Source organism: Mucilaginibacter sp. SG538B (assembly GCF_013376065.1).
Classification (GTDB): Bacteria; Bacteroidota; Bacteroidia; order Sphingobacteriales; family Sphingobacteriaceae; genus Mucilaginibacter; species Mucilaginibacter rubeus.
Genome location: NZ_JABMJI010000001.1, coordinates 853,025 through 876,984 on the forward strand (window position 1 = coordinate 853,025; position 23,960 = coordinate 876,984).

General features: G+C 43.3%; 18 protein-coding genes. 15 read left to right on the top strand and 3 right to left on the bottom strand.

Annotated elements, in window-relative coordinates:
- The first annotated feature begins 134 nt into the window (after positions 1–134).
- The 4 genes from FHW88_RS03285 to FHW88_RS03300 all read left to right on the top strand — a co-directional run bounded on the left by FHW88_RS03285 (position 135) and on the right by FHW88_RS03300 (position 7,034).
- Complete coding sequence (locus FHW88_RS03285) at positions 135–1,505, top strand: MFS transporter (protein ID WP_176623139.1); 1,371 nt, start codon at positions 135–137, stop codon at positions 1,503–1,505.
- A 110-nt stretch (positions 1,506–1,615) separates the two neighbouring features.
- Entirely contained in the window at positions 1,616–4,090 is a 2,475-nt protein-coding gene (locus FHW88_RS03290) for a TIM-barrel domain-containing protein (RefSeq protein WP_176623141.1), read from the top strand.
- Positions 4,091–4,496: 406 nt separating this feature from the next.
- Entirely contained in the window at positions 4,497–6,743 is a 2,247-nt protein-coding gene (glgB, locus tag FHW88_RS03295; RefSeq protein ID WP_176623143.1) for a 1,4-alpha-glucan branching protein GlgB, read from the top strand.
- A 99-nt stretch (positions 6,744–6,842) separates the two neighbouring features.
- Positions 6,843–7,034 (top strand): hypothetical protein, encoded by a 192-nt coding sequence (locus FHW88_RS03300; protein ID WP_090531498.1) that lies wholly within the window; start codon positions 6,843–6,845, stop codon positions 7,032–7,034.
- A gap of 14 nt (positions 7,035–7,048) precedes the next feature.
- Here FHW88_RS03300 and FHW88_RS03305 read toward each other — a convergent pair whose 3' ends face one another.
- A complete protein-coding gene (locus FHW88_RS03305) occupies positions 7,049–7,825 on the bottom strand; it encodes a DUF6348 family protein (protein WP_176623145.1) in 777 nt (258 codons plus the stop codon).
- A 226-nt stretch (positions 7,826–8,051) separates the two neighbouring features.
- Complete coding sequence (locus FHW88_RS03310; protein ID WP_176623147.1) at positions 8,052–8,711, bottom strand: hypothetical protein; 660 nt, start codon at positions 8,709–8,711, stop codon at positions 8,052–8,054.
- Positions 8,712–9,107: 396 nt separating this feature from the next.
- Here FHW88_RS03310 and FHW88_RS03315 point away from each other — a divergent pair, with 396 nt between their 5' ends.
- The 4 genes from FHW88_RS03315 to FHW88_RS03330 all read left to right on the top strand — a co-directional run bounded on the left by FHW88_RS03315 (position 9,108) and on the right by FHW88_RS03330 (position 14,024).
- Entirely contained in the window at positions 9,108–11,525 is a 2,418-nt protein-coding gene (locus tag FHW88_RS03315) for an ABC transporter permease (RefSeq protein ID WP_176623149.1), read from the top strand.
- Positions 11,526–11,752: 227 nt separating this feature from the next.
- Positions 11,753–12,304: an acyl-CoA thioesterase gene (locus FHW88_RS03320; protein WP_090532037.1), complete on the top strand. Its 552-nt coding sequence runs from the start codon at positions 11,753–11,755 to the stop codon at positions 12,302–12,304.
- Positions 12,305–12,354: 50 nt separating this feature from the next.
- Positions 12,355–12,555 carry a YqaE/Pmp3 family membrane protein gene (locus tag FHW88_RS03325; RefSeq protein ID WP_090531506.1) on the top strand — a complete coding sequence of 67 codons (201 nt, stop codon included), beginning with the start codon at positions 12,355–12,357 and terminating at the stop codon, positions 12,553–12,555.
- A 122-nt stretch (positions 12,556–12,677) separates the two neighbouring features.
- Positions 12,678–14,024, top strand: a complete 1,347-nt coding sequence (locus FHW88_RS03330) for a sigma-54-dependent transcriptional regulator (RefSeq protein WP_090531509.1) — start codon at positions 12,678–12,680, stop codon at positions 14,022–14,024.
- Between the two features lie 412 nt (positions 14,025–14,436).
- On the opposite strand, the gene FHW88_RS03335 is transcribed toward FHW88_RS03330, so the two are convergent.
- Positions 14,437–14,970, bottom strand: coding sequence for a DUF1877 family protein (locus tag FHW88_RS03335; protein ID WP_176623151.1), 534 nt, complete (start codon positions 14,968–14,970; stop codon positions 14,437–14,439).
- Positions 14,971–15,284: 314 nt separating this feature from the next.
- Here FHW88_RS03335 and kdpF point away from each other — a divergent pair, with 314 nt between their 5' ends.
- The 7 genes from kdpF (at position 15,285) to FHW88_RS03370 (ending at position 23,952) form a co-directional block, all read left to right on the top strand.
- Positions 15,285–15,362: a K(+)-transporting ATPase subunit F gene (gene kdpF / locus FHW88_RS30375; protein WP_083879072.1), complete on the top strand. Its 78-nt coding sequence runs from the start codon at positions 15,285–15,287 to the stop codon at positions 15,360–15,362.
- Between the two features lie 9 nt (positions 15,363–15,371).
- Complete coding sequence (gene kdpA / locus FHW88_RS03345; RefSeq protein WP_176623153.1) at positions 15,372–17,087, top strand: potassium-transporting ATPase subunit KdpA; 1,716 nt, start codon at positions 15,372–15,374, stop codon at positions 17,085–17,087.
- A 2-nt stretch (positions 17,088–17,089) separates the two neighbouring features.
- Positions 17,090–19,120 (top strand): potassium-transporting ATPase subunit KdpB, encoded by a 2,031-nt coding sequence (gene kdpB, locus FHW88_RS03350; protein ID WP_176623155.1) that lies wholly within the window; start codon positions 17,090–17,092, stop codon positions 19,118–19,120.
- Positions 19,121–19,231: 111 nt separating this feature from the next.
- Positions 19,232–19,798: a K(+)-transporting ATPase subunit C gene (locus tag FHW88_RS03355; protein WP_090531515.1), complete on the top strand. Its 567-nt coding sequence runs from the start codon at positions 19,232–19,234 to the stop codon at positions 19,796–19,798.
- A gap of 127 nt (positions 19,799–19,925) precedes the next feature.
- Positions 19,926–20,972 (top strand): porin, encoded by a 1,047-nt coding sequence (locus tag FHW88_RS03360; RefSeq protein ID WP_176623157.1) that lies wholly within the window; start codon positions 19,926–19,928, stop codon positions 20,970–20,972.
- Positions 20,973–21,097: 125 nt separating this feature from the next.
- Positions 21,098–22,228 carry a histidine kinase gene (locus tag FHW88_RS03365; protein ID WP_090531519.1) on the top strand — a complete coding sequence of 377 codons (1,131 nt, stop codon included), beginning with the start codon at positions 21,098–21,100 and terminating at the stop codon, positions 22,226–22,228.
- 2 nt (positions 22,229–22,230) lie between these two features.
- Positions 22,231–23,952, top strand: a complete 1,722-nt coding sequence (locus FHW88_RS03370) for an ATP-binding protein (protein ID WP_090531521.1) — start codon at positions 22,231–22,233, stop codon at positions 23,950–23,952.
- Positions 23,953–23,960 lie beyond the last annotated feature (8 nt).

The window sequence follows — 23,960 nt, forward strand, 5'->3', positions numbered from 1 at the left end:
TCACCCTGAACTTGTCGAAGGGTCGCGCGCAGAGGCCTTCGCCGCCATGCTTCGACAGGCTCAGCATGACACCCTGATATTCTGAAAATCCAAAAAAATCTGTGAATTTTGATTCTGACATTATAAAACCAATTATGAGTAAACCAACCATCGCGCAAAAGCCACGGTTAAGCTTTTGGCAGATCTTTAACATGAGTTTCGGCTTTTTGGGCATCCAGTTTGGTTTTGCCTTACAAACAGGTAACGCAAGCCGCATCCTCCAAACCTTTGGTGCCGATGTGGAGCATTTGTCGTGGTTTTGGTTGGCCGCGCCTATAACAGGCATGGTTGTTCAGCCTATCATTGGTCATTACAGCGACAGGACCTGGAACCGTCTTGGTCGCCGCCGCCCTTACTTTTTAACAGGCGCTATTTTATCGGGTTTGGCATTGTTTTTTATGCCCAACTCATCTATGTTGGCAGCGCTGATCCCGCCGATAGTAGTAGGCGCTGGCATGCTCATGATTATGGATGCTTCATTCAACGTAGCTATGGAACCTTTCAGAGCTTTGGTGGCTGATAACCTGCCCGATAGCCAGCATACAACCGGTTTTTCCATGCAAACCTGTTTGATAGGTGTAGGCGCTGTAATTGGTTCATGGCTACCTTATGTTTTTGCCGAATGGTTTGGAATAGCCAAAACAGCCGATCAGGGCATTGTGCCTAATAATGTGCTGTATTCATTTTACATTGGTGCCGCGGTTTTAATAGGCGCTATTTTATGGACTGTAGTCCGCACTAAAGAATATCCCCCCGAAGTTTATGCAACCTTTCATGAAAAGGACGAAATGTTATCTGGGCATAAAGGCGGTTTGTTGGAGATCTTCTCCGACCTGGTCAATATGCCCAAAACTATGAAGCAATTAGGGTTGGTACAGTTTTTCTCCTGGTTCGCACTTTTCTCTATGTGGGTGTTTACAACCCCGGCAGTTGTTGATCATGTTTACCACATCTCGGCAGGGGATACTTCTTCGGCAGCTTATAATGATGCCGCCAACTGGGTAAATGTATTGTTTGGTGTATATAATTTAGTATCGGCAGTGTATGCTTTGTTATTGCCCCGCATAGTTAAAAAACTGAGCCGAAAAAAAGCGCATGCGTTTTCATTAACTATGGGCGGTTTAGGGTTAATCTCCGTATTCTTTATTCCTGATCCCCGTCTGCTGATTTTGTCAATGATTGGCGTCGGTTTGGCTTGGGGGAGTATCCTTGCTATGCCTTATGCTATTCTATCAAGCTCAATACCAGCCAAAAAGATAGGCGTATACATGGGCATTTTTAATTTCTTTATTACTTTTCCGCAAATAGTTAATGGCATTATTGGTGGTCCGATAGTGAAGTATACATACAGCGGGCATGCCATTTATGCTTTAGTAATGGCCGGTATTTTTATGTTCCTGGGGGCGATAGCTGTTCTTTTTGTTCAGGATGGTAAGAAAATTCAAATAATTGAAGCTGCAAATTGAATAAAAATTAAGGATTTGGCACGGTTAATGGTTTTTCGTTAATTCAATTATTGTATATTGCGTAGTAAGTACACTTTATACATCTTTGCAGAAGCCACTAATTTGTTTGAATGGAAAGTAATACCCCAAATCCGGAGTTGATAACCAGTAAGTTAATTGAAGCAGAAAACTTACTTGAAGAAGAAGAGGAATTTCACCACCTTAATAACCCTGCCGATGGTATTAAGCCGGTTGTAAAAAAGTATCTCGGTGTACCCAATCATGCCGATCAGGTGGGGAATAAGTTCTACTTTACTGATGGCGATGCTAAAGTTGAAGTAATAGTTGTTACCGACGAGATTATCCGTGTGAGGCTTGCGCCGCATAGCGTTTTTTTAGACGATTTTTCATACGGGGTGCCTAAGCTGCCAACCAAGGTGGCAGGTTTTACTCTGCATGAAGATGATAATGAATTTCGGGTATCTACTTATAAAGTGAACTGCCATATCCGCAAAAAGGATTTCTTTATCTCTTTTTCAGATAGCAGTAACCATGTAACCAGCATCGATGCTGTGCCAATGCATTGGGAAGAGAACGTGCAGGCGGGCGGTTATTATGTGTTTTGCACCAAAACCTGCGCACCCGACGAAAGCTTCTTTGGCTTAGGCGATAAACCAACCGAATTTAACCTGCGTGGCAAAAGGCTAAAAAACTGGAACACTGATGCCTACTCGTTTCAGTGGAACCAGGACCCTTTGTACCGCAGTATCCCTTTTTATATCAGCGTAAACGAGGGTATAGCACACGGTATCTTTTTTGATAATACATTTAAAGCGCAATTTGACTTTGGCGCCGAAGACAGGACTAAAACAAGTTTTTGGGCTGATGGCGGCGAACTGCAATATTACTATATCCACGGGCCGCACATGATGGACGTGGTAAAAAGCTACCACACCTTAACCGGTACACACCCTATGCCACCGCTTTGGGCGCTGGGTTACCATCAATGCCGCTGGAGCTATTATCCTGAAGCTAAGGTTAAGAAGATAGCCAAAGGTTTCCGCGAAAACCAGATCCCATGCGATGGTATCTATCTGGATATCGATTATATGGATGGTTACCGCTGCTTTACCTGGAACCGTAAGTATTTCCCCGATCCTAAAAAAATGATCAGCGAGCTTGCGGCTGATGGCTTTAAAACGGTGGTAATTATTGATCCGGGGATCCGTGTGGATGACAACTACGAGGTATTCAGGGAGGGTAAGGAGAAGCGATATTTCTGCCGCCGAAGCGATGATTACTTTATGGAGGGCCACGTATGGCCAGGCCGTTGCCAGTTTCCTGACTTTACCAATCCTGAAGTACGCGAATGGTGGGGCGGTTTGTTTGACGAACTGGTACAAATGGGCGTTGCCGGTGTTTGGAACGATATGAATGAGCCTGCTGTATTTGGTGCCGGTACCTTCCCTGATGATGTGCGTCACCAGTACGATGGTTACCGTGGATCACACCGCAAGGCGCATAATATTTATGGCATGCAGATGGTACGCTCAACCTACGAAGGCTTGCGCAAGATCATGAAAAACAAACGCCCTTTTACTATTACAAGGGCAGGTTATTCAGGTGTACAACGCTTTTCATCGGTGTGGACCGGTGATAACGTAGCCTCATGGGAACACCTGAAGCTGGGTAATATCCAGTGTCAGCGCTTGTCGATATCGGGCATTCCGTTTTGCGGTACCGACATTGGCGGTTTTAGTGGTGAGCCCGATGGCGAACTGTTTACCCGCTGGATTCAGATGGGCACCTTTTCGCCGTTTATGCGTGCGCACTCGGCAGGTGATACCAAAGAGCGCGAGCCATGGAGTTTTGGTGAACCATTCACTGCCATCAACCGTAAGTTTATCGAGTTGCGTTACCGCCTGATCCCTTACCTGTATTCCACTTTCTGGGAGCACCACCGCTATGGGTTCCCAATTTTGAGGCCGGTTGTAATGCATGAGCAGGACACACAGCTGAACCACTTCCGCCAGGATGAGTTTACATATGGTGATAAGATCCTGGTTTGCCCTGTAATGGAACCGGGCCAGATCAAACGCAACGTATACCTGCCTAAAGGTAAATGGTACAACTTCTGGACTCACGAGGTTGTTAACGGCGGCCAGGAAGTATCAGTAGATACCCCACTTGAAACCATGCCTCTATTCATTAAAGCAGGTTCGGTAATCCCTGAATACCCGGTAATGCAGTATGTTGGCCACAAAGAGATTGAAGAAGTAAAGCTGAATATTTACTATACCGATTATGAAGTAAATTCATTCCTGTTTGAAGATTACGGCGAAACCTTTGCTTACGAGCAGGATATTTATCTGGAGAAAAAGTTTGTGGTAAATGGCAGCAGCAAAAATTTAACCATTGATCAGAGCCTGGAAGGTTTGTATACCCCACGCTATGACGGCTATCATTTTAACCTGATAGGTTTGCCGTTTACGCCATCAAAAATAAAAGTAGATGGCAAAGAGGTAAAAGAATTTCAACTAAATGATGATAAAACGGTAGAATTTAAATACAGTAAAAACTTTAAACATATTGAAATAAGCAGATAGTATTTAGAAGAGGTTAAAGCTGAAGGGCAAAAGGTTAAAGGTAGCTGTAGCCTTGTAAATCAAGAAAAAAAACCTTTATAGCTTTGCTCACGTTAAGGCTATCTCATTAAAACGCCATTGCTACTGCAATGGCGTTTTTTGTATGAATTCGAATTTATTGGATTAGATGAACGGACAGAATGCTTAGTAAATTTAATAAATTCTCTTAATTCAATAAATCAGTTCAGACAAGTTATCCTGTTAATTCTCAAATTCGGTAAATTCTGATTCAGACAATCTTCCCTCCAAAAATAAATCTCCAAAACCCTGCATAATATATTAATCCTGTTATATTTGATTACATATAAACCAAACTCATTCCTGTGATTTGGGTTATTTACTAACACCCTAACAGGTTATCTATATCATGGCCAAAAAAACAACTAAAACCGAGAACCCCTTACCGGATACAAAGCCTGTAAAGGAAAAAAAAGCCGTCACTAAGGTCAAAGCCGATAAAGTAACGCCTGAAACAGGAGCCCCGGAACATAAAAAAGCAGTTAAAACAAAAACAGCGGCTGCCGAAAAGCCTATCGTTGCAGAGAAAGCTGAGCCGGTTAAAACAAAATCGACTGCTGCTGAGAAGCCTTCAGCCGTTAAAAAAGCTGCGCCGGTTAAGTCGAAAGCGGTGAATGCCAATAACCCGACAGAAATTACCCCGCAACCTGTAAAGCTTAAAGCCGTTGAACCATACAGCCGTTTTACGGATTTTGATATCAGTTTATTTAAGTCGGGCAAACATTATAAGCTGTACGAAAAACTGGGCTCGCATGTAGTGGAATATCAGGGTGTTATTGGGACTTATTTTGCCGTTTGGGCTCCAAACGCACAATACGTAGCGGTAATTGGCAACTTTAACGGCTGGAACCGCGGTTCGCATAGTTTGAATGCCCGCTGGGATTCATCGGGTATTTGGGAAGGTTTTATTCCAAATGTTGGCAATGGCGAAACGTATAAATACTATATCAAATCATCAACCGGCGAAGACCTGGAAAAAAGCGATCCCTTTGCTTTACGCTGGGAACTGCCGCCGCGTACTGCCTCTATAGTTGCTGATACTTTTTATGAGTGGAAGGATCAGGATTGGATGCAGAACCGTCATGAACATAACGCGCTCGACAGGCCATATTCGGTTTACGAAGTGCATTTGGGCTCATGGGCGCGTAATCCCGAAAGTCCGGACGAGTTTTTAACTTACACTCAGCTTGCCGAAAAAATGGTGCCTTATGTAAAGGAAATGGGCTTCACCCATGTGGAGTTTATGCCTATTATGGAACACCCGTATTATCCGAGCTGGGGTTACCAGGTAAGTGGTTATTTTGCAGCGGCATCACGCTACGGTACACCACAACAACTGATGTACCTGATTGAAGAATTTCACAAAGCCGGTATTGGCGTAATCCTGGATTGGGTGCCTTCGCATTTTCCGGGAGATATCCATGCGCTGTATAAATTTGACGGTACACACCTTTATGAGCATGCCGATGCCCGCAAAGGTTTTCACCCCGACTGGAAATCATATATTTTTAACTACGGCCGAAACGAGGTAAGGGCTTTTCTGATCAGCAACGCGCTTTTTTGGCTGGAAAGGTATCATGCCGATGGTTTACGCGTTGACGCGGTGGCCTCAATGCTGTACCTTGATTATTCGCGCAAGCATGGCGAATGGGAAGCTAACAGGTATGGTGGTAACGAAAACCTCGAAGCTATATCATTTCTCAAAGAATTTAACGAAGCTGTTTACAGCCATTTTCCATCGGTACAAACCATAGCTGAAGAATCTACGTCATTTACCGGCGTTAGTCGCCCGGTTTATTTAGGTGGCCTGGGCTTTGGTATGAAATGGATGATGGGCTGGATGCATGATACTATCGATTACTTTCATGAGGATCCTATCCATCGTAAATATCATCATAACGAAATAACTTTTAGCACCATATATGCCTTTACCGAAAACTTTATGCTGCCTTTCTCGCATGATGAGGTTGTTTATGGTAAAGGTAGTATGTTGCGCAAAATGCCCGGCGATGAGTGGAGGCAGTTTGCTAACCTGAGACTGATGTACGGATACATGTTCACACACCCCGGTTCAAAACTACTCTTTATGGGCGGCGAATTTGGGCAGGGCGATGAATGGGATTTCGGCAAATCGTTACAGTGGCATGTGCTGCAGTATCCAAATCACCAGGGTATTAGCGAAACAGTTAAGGCGTTGAACCATTTATACCGTACAGAGCCTGCGCTGTATGAAAAAGCCTTTTCGCACCGGGGTTTTGAATGGGTTGACGGCGGCAATGCCAATGATTCCATACTGGTTTACCGCCGGATGGGACATGACAGTAAAAACGACCTGATGATCATTCTGAACATGACCCCCGTTGTACGCCGTGATTATCGCATAGGCGTACCTGCTGCCGGTAAGTGGAAAGAGATCTTTAATTCGGATAATGAAAAATACTGGGGCAGCGGCATCATCAATTATGAGCCTGTAAATAGCGATCAGGTAAGCTGGCATGGCAAAAGCCAGTCTATCAAAATTACTATACCGCCGCTTGCGGCTGCGGTATTTAAACTGGTACCTGATGTGCCTGCTAAATATGAATTGAAACGGTAAGCAGCTTTGAAAGACTTACGAAGTTCCAAATACTTCGTAAGTCTTTCAAAACTAAGTAAACAAGTTAAGGATGCCCTGTTGTTAGTATGTAAATAACCTATGAACCCCAAATTCAAATATCTTTATCTTATAGGTGGTATAGTTGCCACGATATTGTTTATTGTGCAAATAGTGTCTACCTATCCAAAGCCTAATACAGTTGGGATAATCCTTGGCGCTCTGCCAGCTTTGGCCTTGTTTTACTTATCGTACAAGGCTTATCATGTTAAAAAGGATAATGAGCTGATGTGAGGATTTGGTAACCGCTACAAACCATCATAAACGTCGCATCTCCTGAACATAATTACTTGTTTCAAGGCCATAAAGTCACCTTTCACTACCCAGGTTTCTGCGTGTTTGGTCATTTCGTCAAGGCCATCGTTCCATTGCTGATTATTAAAAACGCATTCGCCTATTATAGTGCCATCGGCTCGTTTGGAAATATAAATTTTTAGAGAGTTAAATTTTTTGTCGATTAAAACCGGTTGAATTTTCTCTCTTAAAGTTTCAAAAAGATATTTTCCGTCCGGCATTTCCTCCCATTGCCCCTGCACCATTAAGTCGCCTAACTTAGGGTGCCAAAGTATCTCCCGAGCATTTGTAATTACCAGCATATCAGCTTCCGGGTCATGAGTATCCGTAAAGCCCTCCATTATTGGCGGAAACACAATGTTAAGGTAATTATCTAAGGCCGAAGTAATCCTCTTATCCATCGTTTCGCCAATACCGGCTAAACATTCATATATCCCTTGCTCCAGATATAAAGGATGCCTGGTTAAAATATTAAGTTGTATCAAAAATGGATGTGCATCTGGCACGTCAATGATTGAAGTGGATATTTCTAAGCCCGAATCAAGTATCAAAGTAAGATATTGCGGATGACGTTCAACCTGGTGCCCCATTTCAACTAATCTGTCTTTAAGTACCTCTATGAGGTAGCCATTATAATCGCTATATTTTGCAATAGGTTCTTCTTTCTGAGGCTGTGCAGTTGGTTGGATTTGTTCTGGTGGTTTTTTCCTGAAAAGGTCGAATAGCCCCATGATGACTTGTTTTGATTATCGGTTTAGTTGCTTCAGCAAAAATAAAGAATCTTATATAATACGGTATTTTCATTTTTATCATTATTTGTCCACCTGCCGGTATCCAACCCTTTTTTATTTGCCTGGACATGAGATATCTGATGCAGAGGGCGTAAGTAAGCCTCCCTACAGGCAAAAGCACAATGTTTGCGCAAGGAAATGATCTACTACAAACTTAAAATTCTATTTAGCCCGGAAAATGCTGGCCAATCACGAAAATTGCAGCCATTAATGCAATAATAGCGGCCAACACTCCCCATAGTTGAGCAGGTTTCATATTTGATAGTAACTCGCCGACAGTTAGCTCGTCCGGGACAATTTTCCTTCTTTCGGCAGCAGTATTATTTTTGCTAATGCTGAGTGCCTCCACTTTGCTCTTCCAACTGGCCAAAACACCATTAAACTCTACTGTTGATAACGAATTTTGGTTGGGTTTTACTGTCATCACATACCAGTCGTAGCCTTTTTCTAATAAGCCCTCGGCACGTATTCCTTCCTCCACGATAACTAAAATCGGAAGATTCTTAGTGTATGCTATCGCTGATTCAATTTGATTCCAGGGAGTAGCAAATTTGGTTGTTGATAGTGTTATTTCATTAGCGCTGCCCCGTTTTTCAATCCCGCTTTCAAAATAGATTCGCTCAAGTGCAATAACTAAGATGCCTGAACATTCATCCATCAATCCCTTTATTGATTTTAAAGGCGAATCAGAACTGAATGTATTTCTTCCGATGGTGTAGGGAATCAAATTTTCGCTTCTAAGTCTGTCTTCTATAGATTTTACAAAATCTTCCTGGCTGGGAGTTGAGGTTCCCCCAACACTGATAAATACTTTGGGTTGATCCATGGTAATTGAAAATAAGGTTGATTGTATTGATTGATAATCAGGTTTATAATTGTCTGTAAGTTAGTTATAATACTTAATCAATACAAAACACTAAACAATCCACTACACGAGGTAATGATGTTTAGTCAAAGCCTTCTCTGTCCGTTCATTTGCTTGTGTCCAACGATTTCAAACTACCCGGACAAGATGCAGAAGGCGCAAGTAATCCTCTCATAGGCAGCCACACAATACTTGCGCAGTAAAAATAACCGAACCTCAAATCTCTAACCACAATCGCACAATAACTGTGCGGAAACGAACAGTTTCGTTGATTGATTTTGATTTAAGTTACTTATAGTCAGTGATTTAAAAATAAGGCACGCGATTAGCTGAATTGCCAGTATAAACCCCACAATTATGCTTAAAAATTACCTGCTGGTTGCTTTTAGAAACCTTTCAAAAAACAAAGCTTTCTCCGCTATAAACATAGTAGGACTGGCTATTGGCATGGCGGCTTGCTTGCTCATTTTGCAATATGTTAGCTTTGAGCTTAGTTTCGATGATTTCCATGTCAACAAAGATCGTGTATTCCGTATTAACCAGGATAGGTACAACAATGGCAAATTGAGCACTCAGTGGGCCGGTGGGGCCTTTGCACCCGGCACAGCTTTTAAAAATGCGCTCCCCGATATTGAAGAGTACGTAAAGATTGTAGGAGCAGGGCAAACCATAGCCAACTACAAGGATCAGAAAATGGTAATCCGGAATGTTTACTATGTAAGCGACGCTTTTTTTAAAACCTTTTCTTTCCCGCTAATAAACGGCGACGGAAATACCGCACTTAAAGAACCCAACACCGCGGTAATTACCCGGCAAATTGCCGATAGACTTTTTCATGGCGTAAATCCCGTGGGACAAACCTTGTATATTAATACAGATAAGCCGCTTAAAATTACCGGCGTAATGGAAAATATGCCTGCCAACACGCATATGAATTTCGATATCATGCAATCCTACGCTACGCTGCTTAAAGAAAATCCGCCTAATAAAGATTTTAATCTCGATAATGCCTGGCTGAGTGACGGCTGCACAACTTACCTGCTGCTTAAACCGGGAGTTGATCCGCGTGCTTTGGAAGCTAAGTTTATCCCTGTAGTAAAAAAAGCTTATGATAAATATCCTGGTACGGGCGAAGGCGGCATTTATACACTTCAGCCGGTAAAGGATATCCACCTGTATTCCAACAGGATGCTGGAGTTTCAGCCCAATGGAGATGGCAAGTCGGTGTACCTGCTTTTGGGCATCGCTATTTTTGTGATCATCATAGCATGGATCAACTATATCAACCTGGCTACTGCCCGAGGTATTGGCCGGGCTAAAGAGGTTGGGGTGCGTAAAACTTTGGGCTCGGCAAAAGCACAGTTGATTACCCAGTTCATGTTGGAGGCCATGATGCTTAACGCCATGGCTATTGGCCTGGCATTGCTTATCATTATGGCCTGTTTGCCTGCATTTGCCAATATTTCCGGCATGCAGATGGGTTTTACGTTATTTGCTAAAGCAACTTTTTGGTTGGCTGTTTTGGGAATCTTTGTGTTGGGCTCATTCTTCAGCGGTTTTTACCCGGCCATTGTATTATCGGCGTTCAGGCCGGTTGAGGTGATGAAAGGCAAGATCCTGGCATCGCCAGGGGGAGTGATATTACGTAAGGCAATGGTGGTATTCCAGTTTGCTGCGTCGATATTTTTACTGATAGGATCGCTTACAGTGTTCAAACAACTTAAATACATGCAAAGCCAAAAGTTAGGGGTAAAAATAGATCAAACACTGGTCATTAAAGCTCCGTTGGTTAAGGTAGATTCGTTTTACCGTAGCATGAGCTCATTTAAACACGAATGCCTGGCGCAATCTGCCGTTAAAAGTGTAACCGTATCTACTTCTATCCCCGGCGAACCTGTGCAATGGAACGCTGGCGGTATTAAGTTGGTTGGCTCCGATCAAAGCACAAGCAAACAATACCGCATTATTGGTGCCGACTATGACTACCTTAACGCTTATGATATCAAACTGATAGCCGGTCGTAAGTTTTCGAAAGAGTTTGGAGATGAACCACATAAAGTGATATTCACCAAAAAAGGGGTTGAACAGTTAGGCTTTAGCAAACCTGCCGATGCCCTTGGCAAACGCATCGATTTTTGGGGACAGGTTTATGAGATAATAGGAGTGGCTGATAATTTTCACCAGCAATCCTTACATGATGCCTACGATTCCATGATCTTCCGTTGTATCCCTGATGTTCGGGGCCCGGTATCGGTAAAGGTAAGTACAACCAATATGCCGCAAACCATCGCCGACTTAAAGAAAACCTGGGCCAGTTTTTTCCCAGGCGACCAGTTTGATTATTTCTTTTTAGATCAGCATTTTAACGAGCAATACAAAACTGATCAGCGCTTTGGGCAGGTGTTTGGCGTATTTACCGGCATCGCCATTTTTGTGGCCTGTTTAGGTTTATTTGGCCTCGTATCATACACCATTGTACAGCGCACCAAGGAAATTGGCATACGCAAGGTACTGGGAGCTTCAGTAAACAGTATTTTAAGATTGTTGTATAAAGACTTCGCCCTGCTTGTAGTGGTATCGTTTGTGATTTCGGCACCAATAGGCTGGTACGCTATTCATCAATGGCTGCAAACATATGCTTTCAGGATGGATATCAACCCCTTCCTGTTTGTTATTCCATTTTTCCTGGTGTTGCTGGTTGCCTTTGCAACGGTTTCGTTTTTGAGCGTGAAAGCCGCGCTGATGAACCCGGTAAAGAGTTTGAAGACGGAGTAGTAAACAAAAAACACGTTATTATAAGGTACGAAGCAATGGTACGAAAGCACGGTCACCCTGTATTGCGTGCGATTGCTTCGTCGTTCTTCTTATAATGACATGTTTTTATTTCAGGGCAAAGGGATTTCGGCAGGGGCAAAACATTTACAAGGTACGTTCAGCCAATCCCCAAAAGAGAGGGCTGGGGTGAGGTTTTTTCCTATCTTTGCCCCAAAAGCAGACTGAATATGACCGGAAAATCGCCGCAGGAATCATACACCATCATGAACGAACTGGTATTGCCCAATGATACCAACACTTTAAACAACCTGATGGGTGGCCGTCTGCTGCATTGGATGGATATTGCCGCTGCTATTTCGGCACAAAAGCACTGTAACAGGATCGTGGTGACAGCTTCAGTAGATAACGTATCGTTCCAGTCACCGATAAAGTTAGGTGATGTGATTAGTATTGAAGCAAAGGTTACCCGCGCGTTCACTACTTCAGTTGAGGTAAGGATGGATGTATGGGCGCAAAACATTCCATCAGGCACTAAAGTAAAAAGTAATGAGGCCTATTATACCTTTGTTGCTTTGGATAAAGATGGCCAAAAGACAACTGTGCCCGAGCTGGTACCTGAAACGGATAAAGAGCGCGCATTGTATGAGGGGGCGCTTCGCCGTCGCCAATTAAGGTTAATATTAGGCGGAAAAATGAACCCAAATGATGCTACTGAATTGAAAGCGCTTTTTTTTGGCGACCAGTTGCCACCTAATCTTGGTGAAGAAATAAAGCAGTAACAAATTTCCCGGCGCATTGTCTAAATGGTTTAAACATTAAAACTATTGCCATGCGATATTTTCTGTGCTTTTTACTGCCACCGCTTGCCATCCTCACCACCGGCAGGATAGGTGCATTTATATTGAATATATTTTTAACCCTTTTCTTCTGGATCCCGGGCGTGATTCATTCTATCCTGGTAACCAGCGATTATTATGAGGCTAAACGCCACAGGCAACTGATGCGGGCGACAAGGCGTTACCGTTGGTAACCTTGATTCGCTTGATTATGGGATTCCCTGAGGTTTTGAATGAGACTATTTAGGACTATTCTATCAGGAAATCCTTAAATCCTAAAAATCAAGGTTCAAAATAAATTGCCATATTTGCCACGATGCAAAAAGGTAAGCTATTAATTATTGATGACGAGGAACGCCTCCGTAACTTGCTGGCGCGCATTCTGCAGTTGGAAGGCCATGAGGTAATTACTGCGGCTACAGCCAAAGAGGGGCTTAAAAAGCTCCAACTCGAAAGCATACAGGTGGTATTAAGCGATGTTAAGCTGCCTGATATTGATGGTATTACCCTTTCCGAAACCATTAAAAAAAACTACCCAAATACCGAGATCATTGTTTTGACCGCCTATGGTACCATTAATGATGGCGTAAAGGCCATAAAAGCCGGTGCATTTGACTATATCACCAAGGGCGATGATAACGAAAAGATCATCCCGCTGGTAAGCAAGGCCATGGATAAAGCCCTGCTACAGCAAAAGGTTGCAGAACTGGAAAGCAAGCTGAATGATAAGTTTGGTTTCGACAGGCTCATCGGTAAATCAACGGCTATCAGCGATGTAATTAAGCTTGCCCAAAAGGTTGCCCTTACCGATACAACTGTGTTATTATTGGGTGAAACCGGTACCGGAAAGGAAATTTTTGCCGAAGCTATTCATCAGGCCAGCAACCGCAGCGCAAAATCATTTGTGGCGGTAAATTGCAGCGCATTCACTAAGGAATTATTGGAAAGCGAACTGTTCGGTCATAAAGCTGGTTCATTCACGGGAGCAGTTAAAGATAAAAAAGGACTTTTTGAAGAGGCCAACGGCGGCACTATATTTTTAGATGAAATAGGTGAGCTCGATCACGATCTGCAGGCTAAGCTACTTCGTGTGCTTGAATCGCAGCAATTCATTAAAATTGGCGATACTAAACCCACCCAGGTTAACGTACGGATTCTGGCAGCTACCAACCGTAATTTGCTCAACGAAATCAATGACGGCCATTTCCGGTCTGATTTGTATTACCGTCTTTCAGTATTCCAGATCACGCTGCCAGCCTTACGCGAGCGTAAAAAAGATATCAAACTGCTGGCCGAATACTTTATGCAGCATTTTGCCCTTAAAGTAAAAAAGCAGGTAAATACCCTCAGCGACGAGTTCATAGAAAAACTGGAAGCCTATCCTTGGCCCGGTAACATCCGCGAGTTGAAGAATATTGTAGAACGTGCGGTGATCCTGACCGATAGCAATGTGCTTGATGAGAGCCTGCTACCTTATGAAGTTCAGCAGCAACAGGTGAAAAGCGGTGCACCAATCTCAGCTTTTGACCTTTCTTCTGTAGAGAAACTGCATATTCAACGGGTTTTGAACCATACTCATGGTAATAGGGCGGAAGCTGCGCATTTACTGAATATTGGTGTGGCTACATTGTATAGGAAGTTGAAGGAATATAACCTGGAGTAATTTCGGATTGTCTGAACCTGAATCTATTGAATCTTTCTTTGGTTCTGGCAATTCTTAAATTCTAAAAATTCGAGTTCAGACAACTCTCCGGGTGTCGACTATCAAGCGGCCTCTGGCTGCCGTACACACAGGCCAGAGGCCACTGTTATTAGACCAAGTTACGCTGGTACATAAATATTCTCAGTAAACCACTTTTCTCGCAAAGAAAACTCCTGTTTTGCCCTCCCTTAAAGATATAGTTTAATACTCATTCCGTTGTCTAACATTTGGCCCAGCTAACTTTCGCAGGTATTTCGACCCAGTCTCTTTTTTGTATACTTTATAACAAATTTGGGGTAAATATGACTTTCCAATAGCTCCGTTTCGTTGTTATACAGCGCACAAATACCTTCATAAAAAACATTATTTTTCGTTACCCAATAGTACAAATAACATAATCATTACCAATCGCTGCACTGTTGAACACCTTTTTCAGATTGATAAATTCCTGAAGCATATGCGTTATATTGAACGCGTGGTCATCGCCTGTGCCTGTGCTCCAGACCTTACCCGGATAAATATCATTCGTATTTAACTCATCGGCGTTAAATGATTTTACAAAATCGTCATTACTAACCAATTCGAGAAGTTGGTTGATCAGGGCTACTTTCGATGGATCATGAAAATATAAGGCAACGCTGTCGAAATCGTCCGGAGTATTTTCAAAGTCAAAATTTGCGTAGTCTATTTCTTCTCCTAAAAACAAAACAGGATAAAATATTTCCTGTACAAGGTCTGTAGTTTCGGTATCCCTGTTTTTTGAAAGCACAAACCGAAGTCCTTCAAAAGATTTATCGAAGTGCCTGCTTGATTTTGCGATGTCAAATAGGTTAAGATCGTTTAGGTTATCCGCTATTTTCAAAAAGTCGGCGTTGGTAACCTGATATAATGACGCGCTTTGTCCCATAAAAATAAGATTTAAGTGATCGAAGATATCATAATGCCATGATAAGGAGAAATGTAATTCCACTTTGATAATCACCTATCAAAATGATAGCTGAATTCCTGCTAAATAAATAAAATCTTAATTTGATACTTGTATAAATAATTAACAATCAGTTTTTTATATAATAATAATTTTTCTTGGCATCCACTTGGCAAAGCCCTTTGCAAAACACATAAAAATGGATGCTTTACTCACAATCGCTTACCTGGCCACATTTGTAGTGGTATTCTGGGTCTTTTTTAAATCTGTAACGTACTTCGAAAAAATCTAAAATCATGGCAGCATTATTCATCGTAGCAATAGCCGTGTTCATTTACATGGTATACGTACTTCTTAAACCCGAAAAATTTTAAAATTAAACTATGAACACTGAACTAACGGGTGTAATTTTCACCTACCTGCTCACCTTAGCCATCGCCATTCCCCTTGGCCGCTACATAGCTAAGGTATTTAAGGGCGAAAAAACCTGGCTCGATTTTCTCGCCCCGCTTGATCGCTTTATTTTCCGTTTCAGCGGTATCGACACCAAACGCGAAATGAACTGGAAACAGCACCTGCTGGCACTGCTTACCATCAACAGCGTTTGGCTGGTATATGCCTTTGTGTGTTTAATGGCACAAGGTCATTTGCCGCTTAACCCCGATGCTAACCCAGGGCAGTCGCCTGATACAGCTTTCAATACTGCCATCAGCTTTTTGGTAAACTGTAACCTGCAGCATTACTCTGGCGAAAGCGGTGCTACTTACTTTACACAGCACTTTGTATTTATGTTCCTACACTTTGTATCGGCTGCTACAGGTATTGCTGCGCTGGTGGTTGTTTTCAGGGCCATGAAAGATAAGGTTACCGATAAGCTGGGCAACTTTTGGGAGTATTTTGTAAAATCAATCACCCGTATATTATTGCCTATCTCGTTTGTAATAGCCGTGATCTTCGCTTTTAACGGCATGACTACCAGCTATGCAGGTAAAGATACTTTCATCAGTATGCAGGGCGACACTGTTCACGTATCCCGCGGACCGGTTGCACCTCTGGTTGCTATTAAGCACTTAGGTACCAACGGCGGCGGCTGGTTTGGCGCAAACTCCGCCCACCCTATCGAGAACCCTAACTATTTAACCAATACTGTCGAGCTGGTAGCACAGGTTGCTATCCCGATCGCGTTGGTGTTTGCATTGGGTTTTTATCTCAATAAAAAGAAATTCGCTTATGTGATCTTCGGCGTAATGACGCTGGGTATGCTCATGCTGTTGATCCCGACTATGAATGCCGAACTGAACGGAAACCCTGCCATCGCAAAAATGGGTATCAGCCAGCCAACCGGTGCTATAGAAGGTAAGGAAGTAAGATTTGGTCCGGCTAACTCGGCTTACTGGAGCATCGTGACTACTATTATCTCTACAGGTTCGGTAAACTCCATGCATGACAGTGCTATGCCGGTATCAGGTACTATGATGCTGCTGGGTATGATGGTTAATTGTTTTTATGGTGGCTGCGGCGTTGGTATCCTCAACTTCTACATATTTATCATAGTAGCAGTATTTATTTCAGGACTGATGGTTGGCCGTACGCCTGAGTTTTTAGGCCGTAAGATAGAGGCGAGGGAGATGAAAATAGCTTCGCTGATCGCTTTGCTTCACCCGTTCATTATCCTTGTAGGCTTGGCCATATCATCATATTATGTGGTTAACGTAGCCGGTGCCGATTGGGCTGTTAAACCTTCGGCCTGGTTAAATAACCCCGGTACACATGGTTTCTCCGAAATGTTGTACGAGTATACTTCAGCCGCAGCCAACAACGGTTCGGGTTTTGAAGGTTTGGGCGATGGTAATATCTTTTGGAACTATACCACCGGCATCGTGATGATATTGGGCAGGTTCCTGCCAATAATTGGTCCGCTGGCTATTGCCGGATTGTTGGCTAACAAAAAATATATACCTGAATCGGCCGGTACATTGAAGAGTGATACTTCAACCTTTGGGTTGATGATCTTCGCGGTGATCGTGATCATTGCAGCGTTGTCATTCTTCCCTTCACTGGCTTTAGGCCCAATTGCTGAACATTTTTCATTAAAATAATCATGAACTCAACTCAAAATACATTGTTTCAGGGTGATCAGATGAGGGATGCTTTTAAACAATCCTTTATCAAGTTAAACCCTCGTGTGCTGTTCCGCAACCCGGTAATGTTTACTGTAGAGATCGGTACAGTTGTAATGCTCATTGTGAGCATATTTTCGCTGACCAATAAAGGCCAGGGTAGCTTTGCCTACAACTTTACGGTATTCATTATATTATTGTTAACTGTGCTGTTTGCCAACTTTGCCGAGGCCATTGCGGAAGCACGTGGTAAAGCCCAGGCCGAAAGTCTCCGCAAAACCCGCGAAGAGACACCTGCCCGCTTACTGGTTAACGGTAAGGAAGAAAAAGTGATGTCGTCACAACTAAAAAAAGGTGATGTTTTCATTTGCGAAACAGGGGATAATATCCCTACCGACGGTGAAATTATTGAAGGTATCGCTACCATTGATGAATCGGCTATTACAGGTGAATCCGCCCCGGTGATCCGCGAGGCCGGTGGTGATAAATCATCAGTTACCGGCGGTACCAAGGTATTATCCGATAGGATTAAAGTATTGGTTACTACCCAACCGGGCGAAAGCTTTTTGGATAAGATGATCGCGCTGGTAGAAGGTGCATCACGCCAGAAAACCCCTAATGAAATAGCCTTAACCATTTTATTAGCTGGTTTTACGCTGATCTTCGTTATTGTGTGCGTTACCCTGAAGCCATTTGGTGATTATTCAAATACGCCCATCACTATAGCCGCTTTTATATCGTTGTTTGTTTGTTTGATCCCTACCACTATCGGTGGCCTTTTATCGGCCATCGGTATTGCCGGGATGGACAGGGCTTTACGCGCCAACGTGATCACCAAAAGTGGTAAAGCTGTTGAAACAGCGGGTGACTTAGACACTTTATTACTGGATAAAACTGGTACCATAACCATTGGTAATCGTAAAGCAACCAGCTTTTACCCAACAGCAGGGGTAAATGAGCAGGAGTTTGTAATGGCTTGCGTATTAAGTTCACTGGCCGACGAAACCCCTGAAGGTAAGTCGATTGTAGAGCTGGCCGAGCAAGGTCCGCACAAACTAAAAATCCACGCTCCAGCCGATTCAGTGTTTATCAAATTCACTGCCGAAACCCGTTCAAGCGGTTTAGATACCCCCGATGGTTTACGCATCCGCAAAGGTGCTTTTGACTCCATCCGTAATATTGCTTTAAAAGCTGGTAACCCGTTTCCAACAGATGTAGAGGAGAATGTTAAAAAGATCTCATCAAACGGTGGTACGCCATTGGTTGTATCACAAAATGAAAAGATCATGGGTGTGATTGAGTTGCAGGATATCATTAAAACCGGTATTGCCGAACGCTTTGAACGCCTGCGTAAAATGGGTGTTAAAACGGTGATGGTAACCGGCGATAACCCACTTACCGCCAAGTTTATTGCCGAGAAAGCCGGTGTGGATGATTTTATTGCCGAGGCCAAGCCCGAAGATAAAATGAACTACATTAAGAAAGAACAGCAAGGCGGTAAACTTGTAGCCATGATGGGCGACGGTACAAACGATGCCCCCGCACTTGCCCAGGCCGATGTTGGCGTAGCCATGAACAGCGGTACTCAAGCTGCCAAAGAAGCCGGTAACATGGTGGATCTGGATAACGACCCAACCAAGCTGATCGAGATTGTGGAAATAGGTAAACAGTTGCTGATGACACGTGGTACGCTCACAACTTTCAGTATAGCAAACGACGTAGCTAAATATTTCGCCATTGTTCCGGCTTTATTCATGGTATCAATGCCCGCCTTAAAAGCGCTGAACATTATGGACCTGCACAGTCCGCAATCGGCGATACTTTCGGCGGTGATATTCAATGCTATTATTATTCCGTTGCTGATACCATTGGCTTTGCGTGGCGTTGAGTATAAACCGATAGGCGCAAGTGCGTTGTTACGCCGTAACCTGCTCATTTATGGCTTAGGCGGTATTATTATACCTTTTATAGGCATTAAATTAATTGATTTAGCTGTTTCATTATTCATATAAAAACTAAATGAGCCGGGGACGTGAGGTATGGTTTTAGGGCGACAGATAAGCTTTAACTACCATCCGTCACAAACCCCACGTTCCCAAACTCATCTTTAAAAATTAAATAAAATGAAAACATATTTGTTGCCATCCATCAAGCTTACCCTAATACTGATAGTATTAACAGCAGGCATCTATCCTTTAGCTATAGCCGGTATAGGTAAATTTACCCCGGGTAAAGGCGATGGTGAAACCATTACATACAAAGGCCGTGTAGTTGGCTACGCCAACATTGGTCAAAAGTTTACTAAAGACGAGTATTTCTGGGGTCGTCCGTCATCAGTTGATTATAATGCTGCCGGTTCAGGAGGCTCAAACAAAGGCCCGTCAAATCCTGATTACCTGAAACAGGTTGAAGGCAGGATTGAGGATTTCCTGAAACATAACCCTGACGTAACACGCTCACAAATTCCTGCCGAACTGGTTACAGCGTCAGGCAGCGGTTTGGACCCTGATCTTTCACCAGCCGGAGCAAAAGTACAGGTTGCCCGTGTAGCTAAAGTTCGCGGTTTATCAGTTGATGCCGTAAACAAACTGGTTGATGAGCATACTGAGCAGCCTTTGTTAGGTTTGTTTGGTCCTGCTAAAGTGAATGTATTAAAGCTGAATGTAGCTTTGGATGGATTGAAGAAGTAAAAACCAGGCTGCCGCGGTTTTAGCGCAGCTCAAATCCTCGCCGGGGTTAGCAATAATTAGCAACGGCGAGGATACAAACACAATTTGGGTTACCAATAAGGAACCCGAAATTTTAATACCTACTTAAATGAAATTTTTCCTGCTATTGATATTTTCGATGTTAACCTGTGCTTTTATAGTTAAGGCTCAGGATACGGTCAAAACCACATCCGATGCGCCTTTGGTGGTTTATGGCTCGGTTGATACCTATTTTAAGTATGATTTCGCGAACAGGGGATCGCAGATCCCGACGAGTTTTGCAACGGATCACAATTCAATTTCTATCGGGATGATAGATCTGGGTTTAAAGAAAAAGGTTGGCAGGGCCGCTTTTGTAGGCGAGTTATCATTTGGTCCGAGAGGACAAAGCCAGTCGATACCAAACGGATCTGATGGCGATTCGTATCATATTCAAAACTTGTATGTGGCTTATGATGTAACAGATAAATTTGTACTTACTGCTGGATATATGGCTACCTTTATAGGTTATGAAGTTGTGAGCCCGGTTGGCAATTTTAACTACTCAACCTCTTATCTGTTTACCAATGGCCCGTTTCAAAACGCGGGTTTTAAAGCCGCATATTCGTTTTCGGATAAAGTGAACGTGATGGCCGGTGTGTTTAATGATAATTGGAATTATTACCGGTCGTCAAATCAAGTAAACAGTTTTGGCGCTCAGCTGATATTAAACCCGGTTAAGGGCTGGACCGCCTATTTAAACGTAATTACCGGAGGGATTGTAGGCACCGAGTTTGATTTAACAACTGCCTATCAAATAACAAACGCGTTTAAGCTTGGCCTGAACGCGGCCGACTTTTCGGCAAACAAAGGTGTTACCGGCGGTTTTTCGGGCGTAGCTTTGTATCCGCAACTGGCAGTTTCAAAATATGTTACACTTGGTTTAAGGGGCGAATATTTTAAGCATAAAACAGGTACTTATACCGCAATTGCAGGGCCGGTAAATGGTAAATCGGTTACAGCGGCAACGCTTACTGCTAACGTTAAAGCAGGCCCGTTAACATTAATACCCGAGGTGAGATTGGATCACGGATCGGTAGAGCAGTTTAAAGCACGCAATGGTGATCTGACAAAGTCTGCATCACAGTTTGTGCTGGCAGCCGTTTATGGGTTTTAGCAGCAATTAAATGCTTAACTATTACAGCAAATCCAGGCATCGTGACTAAAGCATGTGCAAAGTGAGCGGAAAGCCTGACCGGCATGGAACACCATAAAAACTAAAGGAAGATTCAAAGGCGACTTATGAATGAGGACACTAAAGAGCAATCTGTAGAGCATTTCCTGGAGCTGATCAAAAAATCGCGCCGCGGAAAGTTCAAGGTATATATAGGCATGAGTGCCGGTGTAGGCAAAACCTACCGGATGCTGCAGGAGGCCCAAACCCTGCTGCGCAATGGTATCGACGTGAAAATTGGCTACATCGAAACCCATAACCGTAAAGAAACCCATGCCTTGCTGGAAGGTTTGCCTGTAATACCCCGCCGTAAACTGTTTTACAAGGGGAAGGAGCTGGAGGAGATGGACCTGAAAGCTGTAATAAGCCTGCGCCCCGAGGTGGTTATAGTTGACGAGCTTGCCCACACCAACATTGAGGGCAGCAACAATGAAAAACGATGGCAGGATGTACTGGAGATCCTGAATGCAGGCATTAACGTGATCAGTGCGGTGAACATTCAGCACATGGAAAGCCTTAATGAGGAAGTGGAACGGATAACCGGTGCAACCATCCACGAGCGTGTACCCGATAAGGTTCTGCAACTGGCCGACGAGGTGGTAAACATCGACCTTACCGCCGATGAGTTGATTGAACGACTTAAAGAAGGCAAAATTTATGATGAGAAAAAGATCCCGACAGCGCTAAGTAACTTTTTCCAGGCGGAGCGGATCTTGCAGCTGCGGGAGCTGGCCTTGCGTGAGGTGGCCCACCAGGTGGAGCGGAAAATTGATATTGAGGTGCCCAAAACAATTAAGCTAAGGCCCGAGCTGTTTTTGGCTTGTATCAGTACTAATGATGAGTCGGCCAAGGTTATTATCCGTAAAACGGCGCGGTTATCGTCATACTATCGCTCCAAATGGTATTTGTTGTATGTGCAAACATCGCGGGAGAGCAGTGATAAGATTAACTTAGCCGCGCAAAGGCACCTTATTAACAACATGAAGCTGGCCACGCAACTGGGGGGCGAAGTGTTGAAGGTAAAAGACGATAATGTAGCTCGCACCATTTGGGAAACGGCCGAAAAATATGACATCACCACGATTTGCATTGGCAAGCCGCGGTTTAAATTTTACCAGCTTATCATGAAAACAGCGGTGTTTACACAGCTACTAAATAAAATGTCGAAAACTGATATTGACCTTGTAATACTTTCATAGCCATGACAATAAAAAATAAACTCCGGGCAGGGATAGGTTTCCTGTTTGTACTGGCAATAATTTGCTGCGGAATGTCGATATATTTCCTAAATCGGTTATCTGCCGATGCAGGTGCTATATTAAAGGATAATTATAAAACAGTAAAGTATATGCAAAATATACTTACCGCTATTGATTCGCGCACCGACAAACTATCGGCAGACCAACAAAAAACGATAAATGACAATTTGGTATTGCAGGAACATAATATTACCGAGGTTGGCGAGCTGCAGCTTACTGATTCTTTGCGTGCTATTTTTGAACGTTTAACGCAGGAACCTGATAATAAAATAACCGAAGACGACTTACGCAATCGCCTGCACAGGCAAGTATATGGGATAATGAAGCTCAACATGGATGCCATCGCGCGAAAGAATGAGATAGCTAACACAACTTCAAAACGAGGGTCGTTGCTGGTGGCATTTTTAGGCGCGTTTTTGTTTTTGGTGGCATTCAGTTTCGCGGTTAATTTCCCGGGATACATCGCCAACCCAATTAAGGAGCTTACGGTCCGTATTAAAGAGGTATCAAACAAAAACTACCATCAGCAGATTCATTTTGAGTCGGACGATGAGTTTGGCGAACTGGGCCAGGCTTTCAATAACATGACCCGCAAGCTTGATGAGTTTGAAAACAGTAACCTGGCCAGTATCCTGTTTGAGAAAAAGCGGATTGAAACTATTATCAATTCCATGCATGATGCCATTATTGGTCTTGACGAAAAAGGTGTTATCATTTTTGCCAACCAGGTGGCCTGCAACCTGATCGGCATGAAGCCAGATCAGCTCAACGGTAAATACGCGCCAGATATTGCCATCGAAAATGACCTGATGCGCAAGCTGCTTGTTAATGACCAGGCAAAGCTTCGGATCTTTGCTGATGAGCGCGAAGGTTTTTATTCGCGCGAATCATTATCGGTAAGCAGCAGGGATAAAGTGATAGGCAAAGTGATTATCCTAAAAAATATTACCGAGTATCAACAGTTGGATGAGGCAAAAACTAATTTCATCGCTACCATATCGCACGAGTTAAAAACCCCTATCTCATCCATAAAAATGAGCCTGAAATTATTGGAAGATGAACGTATAGGCGAAGTAAATGCCGAGCAGCGCCAGCTGATAGGTAATATAGAAGACGATACCCGCCGCCTGTTGCTCATCACCGGCGAGCTGCTGGATATGGCACAGGTTGAAACAGGTAAATTACAACTTAACTTCGGCAGTACGCATCCTCAAAATATTGTGGATTATGCCGTAAAAGCCATTAAGTTTATAGCCGATCAAAAGCATGTAGAAATTAAGGTGAAATGCGATCAAAGCCTCCCCAAAGTACATGCCGATTTGGATAAAACAACCTGGGTGCTCATCAACCTGCTTTCGAATGCTATAAAATATAGCCACGAAAAATCGACAGTTGAACTGGTAGTTAAAAAACATAAGAACGATGAGATAGAGTTTTCGGTAACTGATCATGGCAAGGGAATAGAACAGCAATATCTGCCCCGTTTGTTTGAGCGCTATTTTAAGGTGCCTAATGCTACATCCGAGCAAAGCGGAACGGGTTTAGGCCTTGCCATCGCCAAGGATTTTATTGAGGCGCAAGCAGGTAAAATTAGCGTGGATAGTGAAATAGGTTCGGGCAGTACATTTTATTTTACATTAAAACGGGCGATAGCCGCGGCGTGAGCCATAAC

Excerpts from the sequence above, each read along its gene's own strand:
- FHW88_RS03285 (WP_176623139.1), top strand. The coding sequence starts at position 135 with ATGAGTAAACCAACCATCGCGCAAAAGCCACGGTTAAGCTTTTGGCAG.
- FHW88_RS03290 (WP_176623141.1), top strand. The coding sequence starts at position 1,616 with ATGGAAAGTAATACCCCAAATCCGGAGTTGATAACCAGTAAGTTAATT.
- glgB (WP_176623143.1), top strand. The coding sequence starts at position 4,497 with ATGGCCAAAAAAACAACTAAAACCGAGAACCCCTTACCGGATACAAAG.
- FHW88_RS03300 (WP_090531498.1), top strand. The coding sequence starts at position 6,843 with ATGAACCCCAAATTCAAATATCTTTATCTTATAGGTGGTATAGTTGCC.
- FHW88_RS03305 (WP_176623145.1), bottom strand. The coding sequence starts at position 7,825 with ATGGGGCTATTCGACCTTTTCAGGAAAAAACCACCAGAACAAATCCAA.
- FHW88_RS03310 (WP_176623147.1), bottom strand. The coding sequence starts at position 8,711 with ATGGATCAACCCAAAGTATTTATCAGTGTTGGGGGAACCTCAACTCCC.
- FHW88_RS03315 (WP_176623149.1), top strand. The coding sequence starts at position 9,108 with ATGCTTAAAAATTACCTGCTGGTTGCTTTTAGAAACCTTTCAAAAAAC.
- FHW88_RS03320 (WP_090532037.1), top strand. The coding sequence starts at position 11,753 with ATGACCGGAAAATCGCCGCAGGAATCATACACCATCATGAACGAACTG.
- FHW88_RS03325 (WP_090531506.1), top strand. The coding sequence starts at position 12,355 with ATGCGATATTTTCTGTGCTTTTTACTGCCACCGCTTGCCATCCTCACC.
- FHW88_RS03330 (WP_090531509.1), top strand. The coding sequence starts at position 12,678 with ATGCAAAAAGGTAAGCTATTAATTATTGATGACGAGGAACGCCTCCGT.
- FHW88_RS03335 (WP_176623151.1), bottom strand. The coding sequence starts at position 14,970 with ATGGGACAAAGCGCGTCATTATATCAGGTTACCAACGCCGACTTTTTG.
- kdpF (WP_083879072.1), top strand. The coding sequence starts at position 15,285 with ATGGCAGCATTATTCATCGTAGCAATAGCCGTGTTCATTTACATGGTA.
- kdpA (WP_176623153.1), top strand. The coding sequence starts at position 15,372 with ATGAACACTGAACTAACGGGTGTAATTTTCACCTACCTGCTCACCTTA.
- kdpB (WP_176623155.1), top strand. The coding sequence starts at position 17,090 with ATGAACTCAACTCAAAATACATTGTTTCAGGGTGATCAGATGAGGGAT.
- FHW88_RS03355 (WP_090531515.1), top strand. The coding sequence starts at position 19,232 with ATGAAAACATATTTGTTGCCATCCATCAAGCTTACCCTAATACTGATA.
- FHW88_RS03360 (WP_176623157.1), top strand. The coding sequence starts at position 19,926 with ATGAAATTTTTCCTGCTATTGATATTTTCGATGTTAACCTGTGCTTTT.
- FHW88_RS03365 (WP_090531519.1), top strand. The coding sequence starts at position 21,098 with ATGAATGAGGACACTAAAGAGCAATCTGTAGAGCATTTCCTGGAGCTG.
- FHW88_RS03370 (WP_090531521.1), top strand. The coding sequence starts at position 22,231 with ATGACAATAAAAAATAAACTCCGGGCAGGGATAGGTTTCCTGTTTGTA.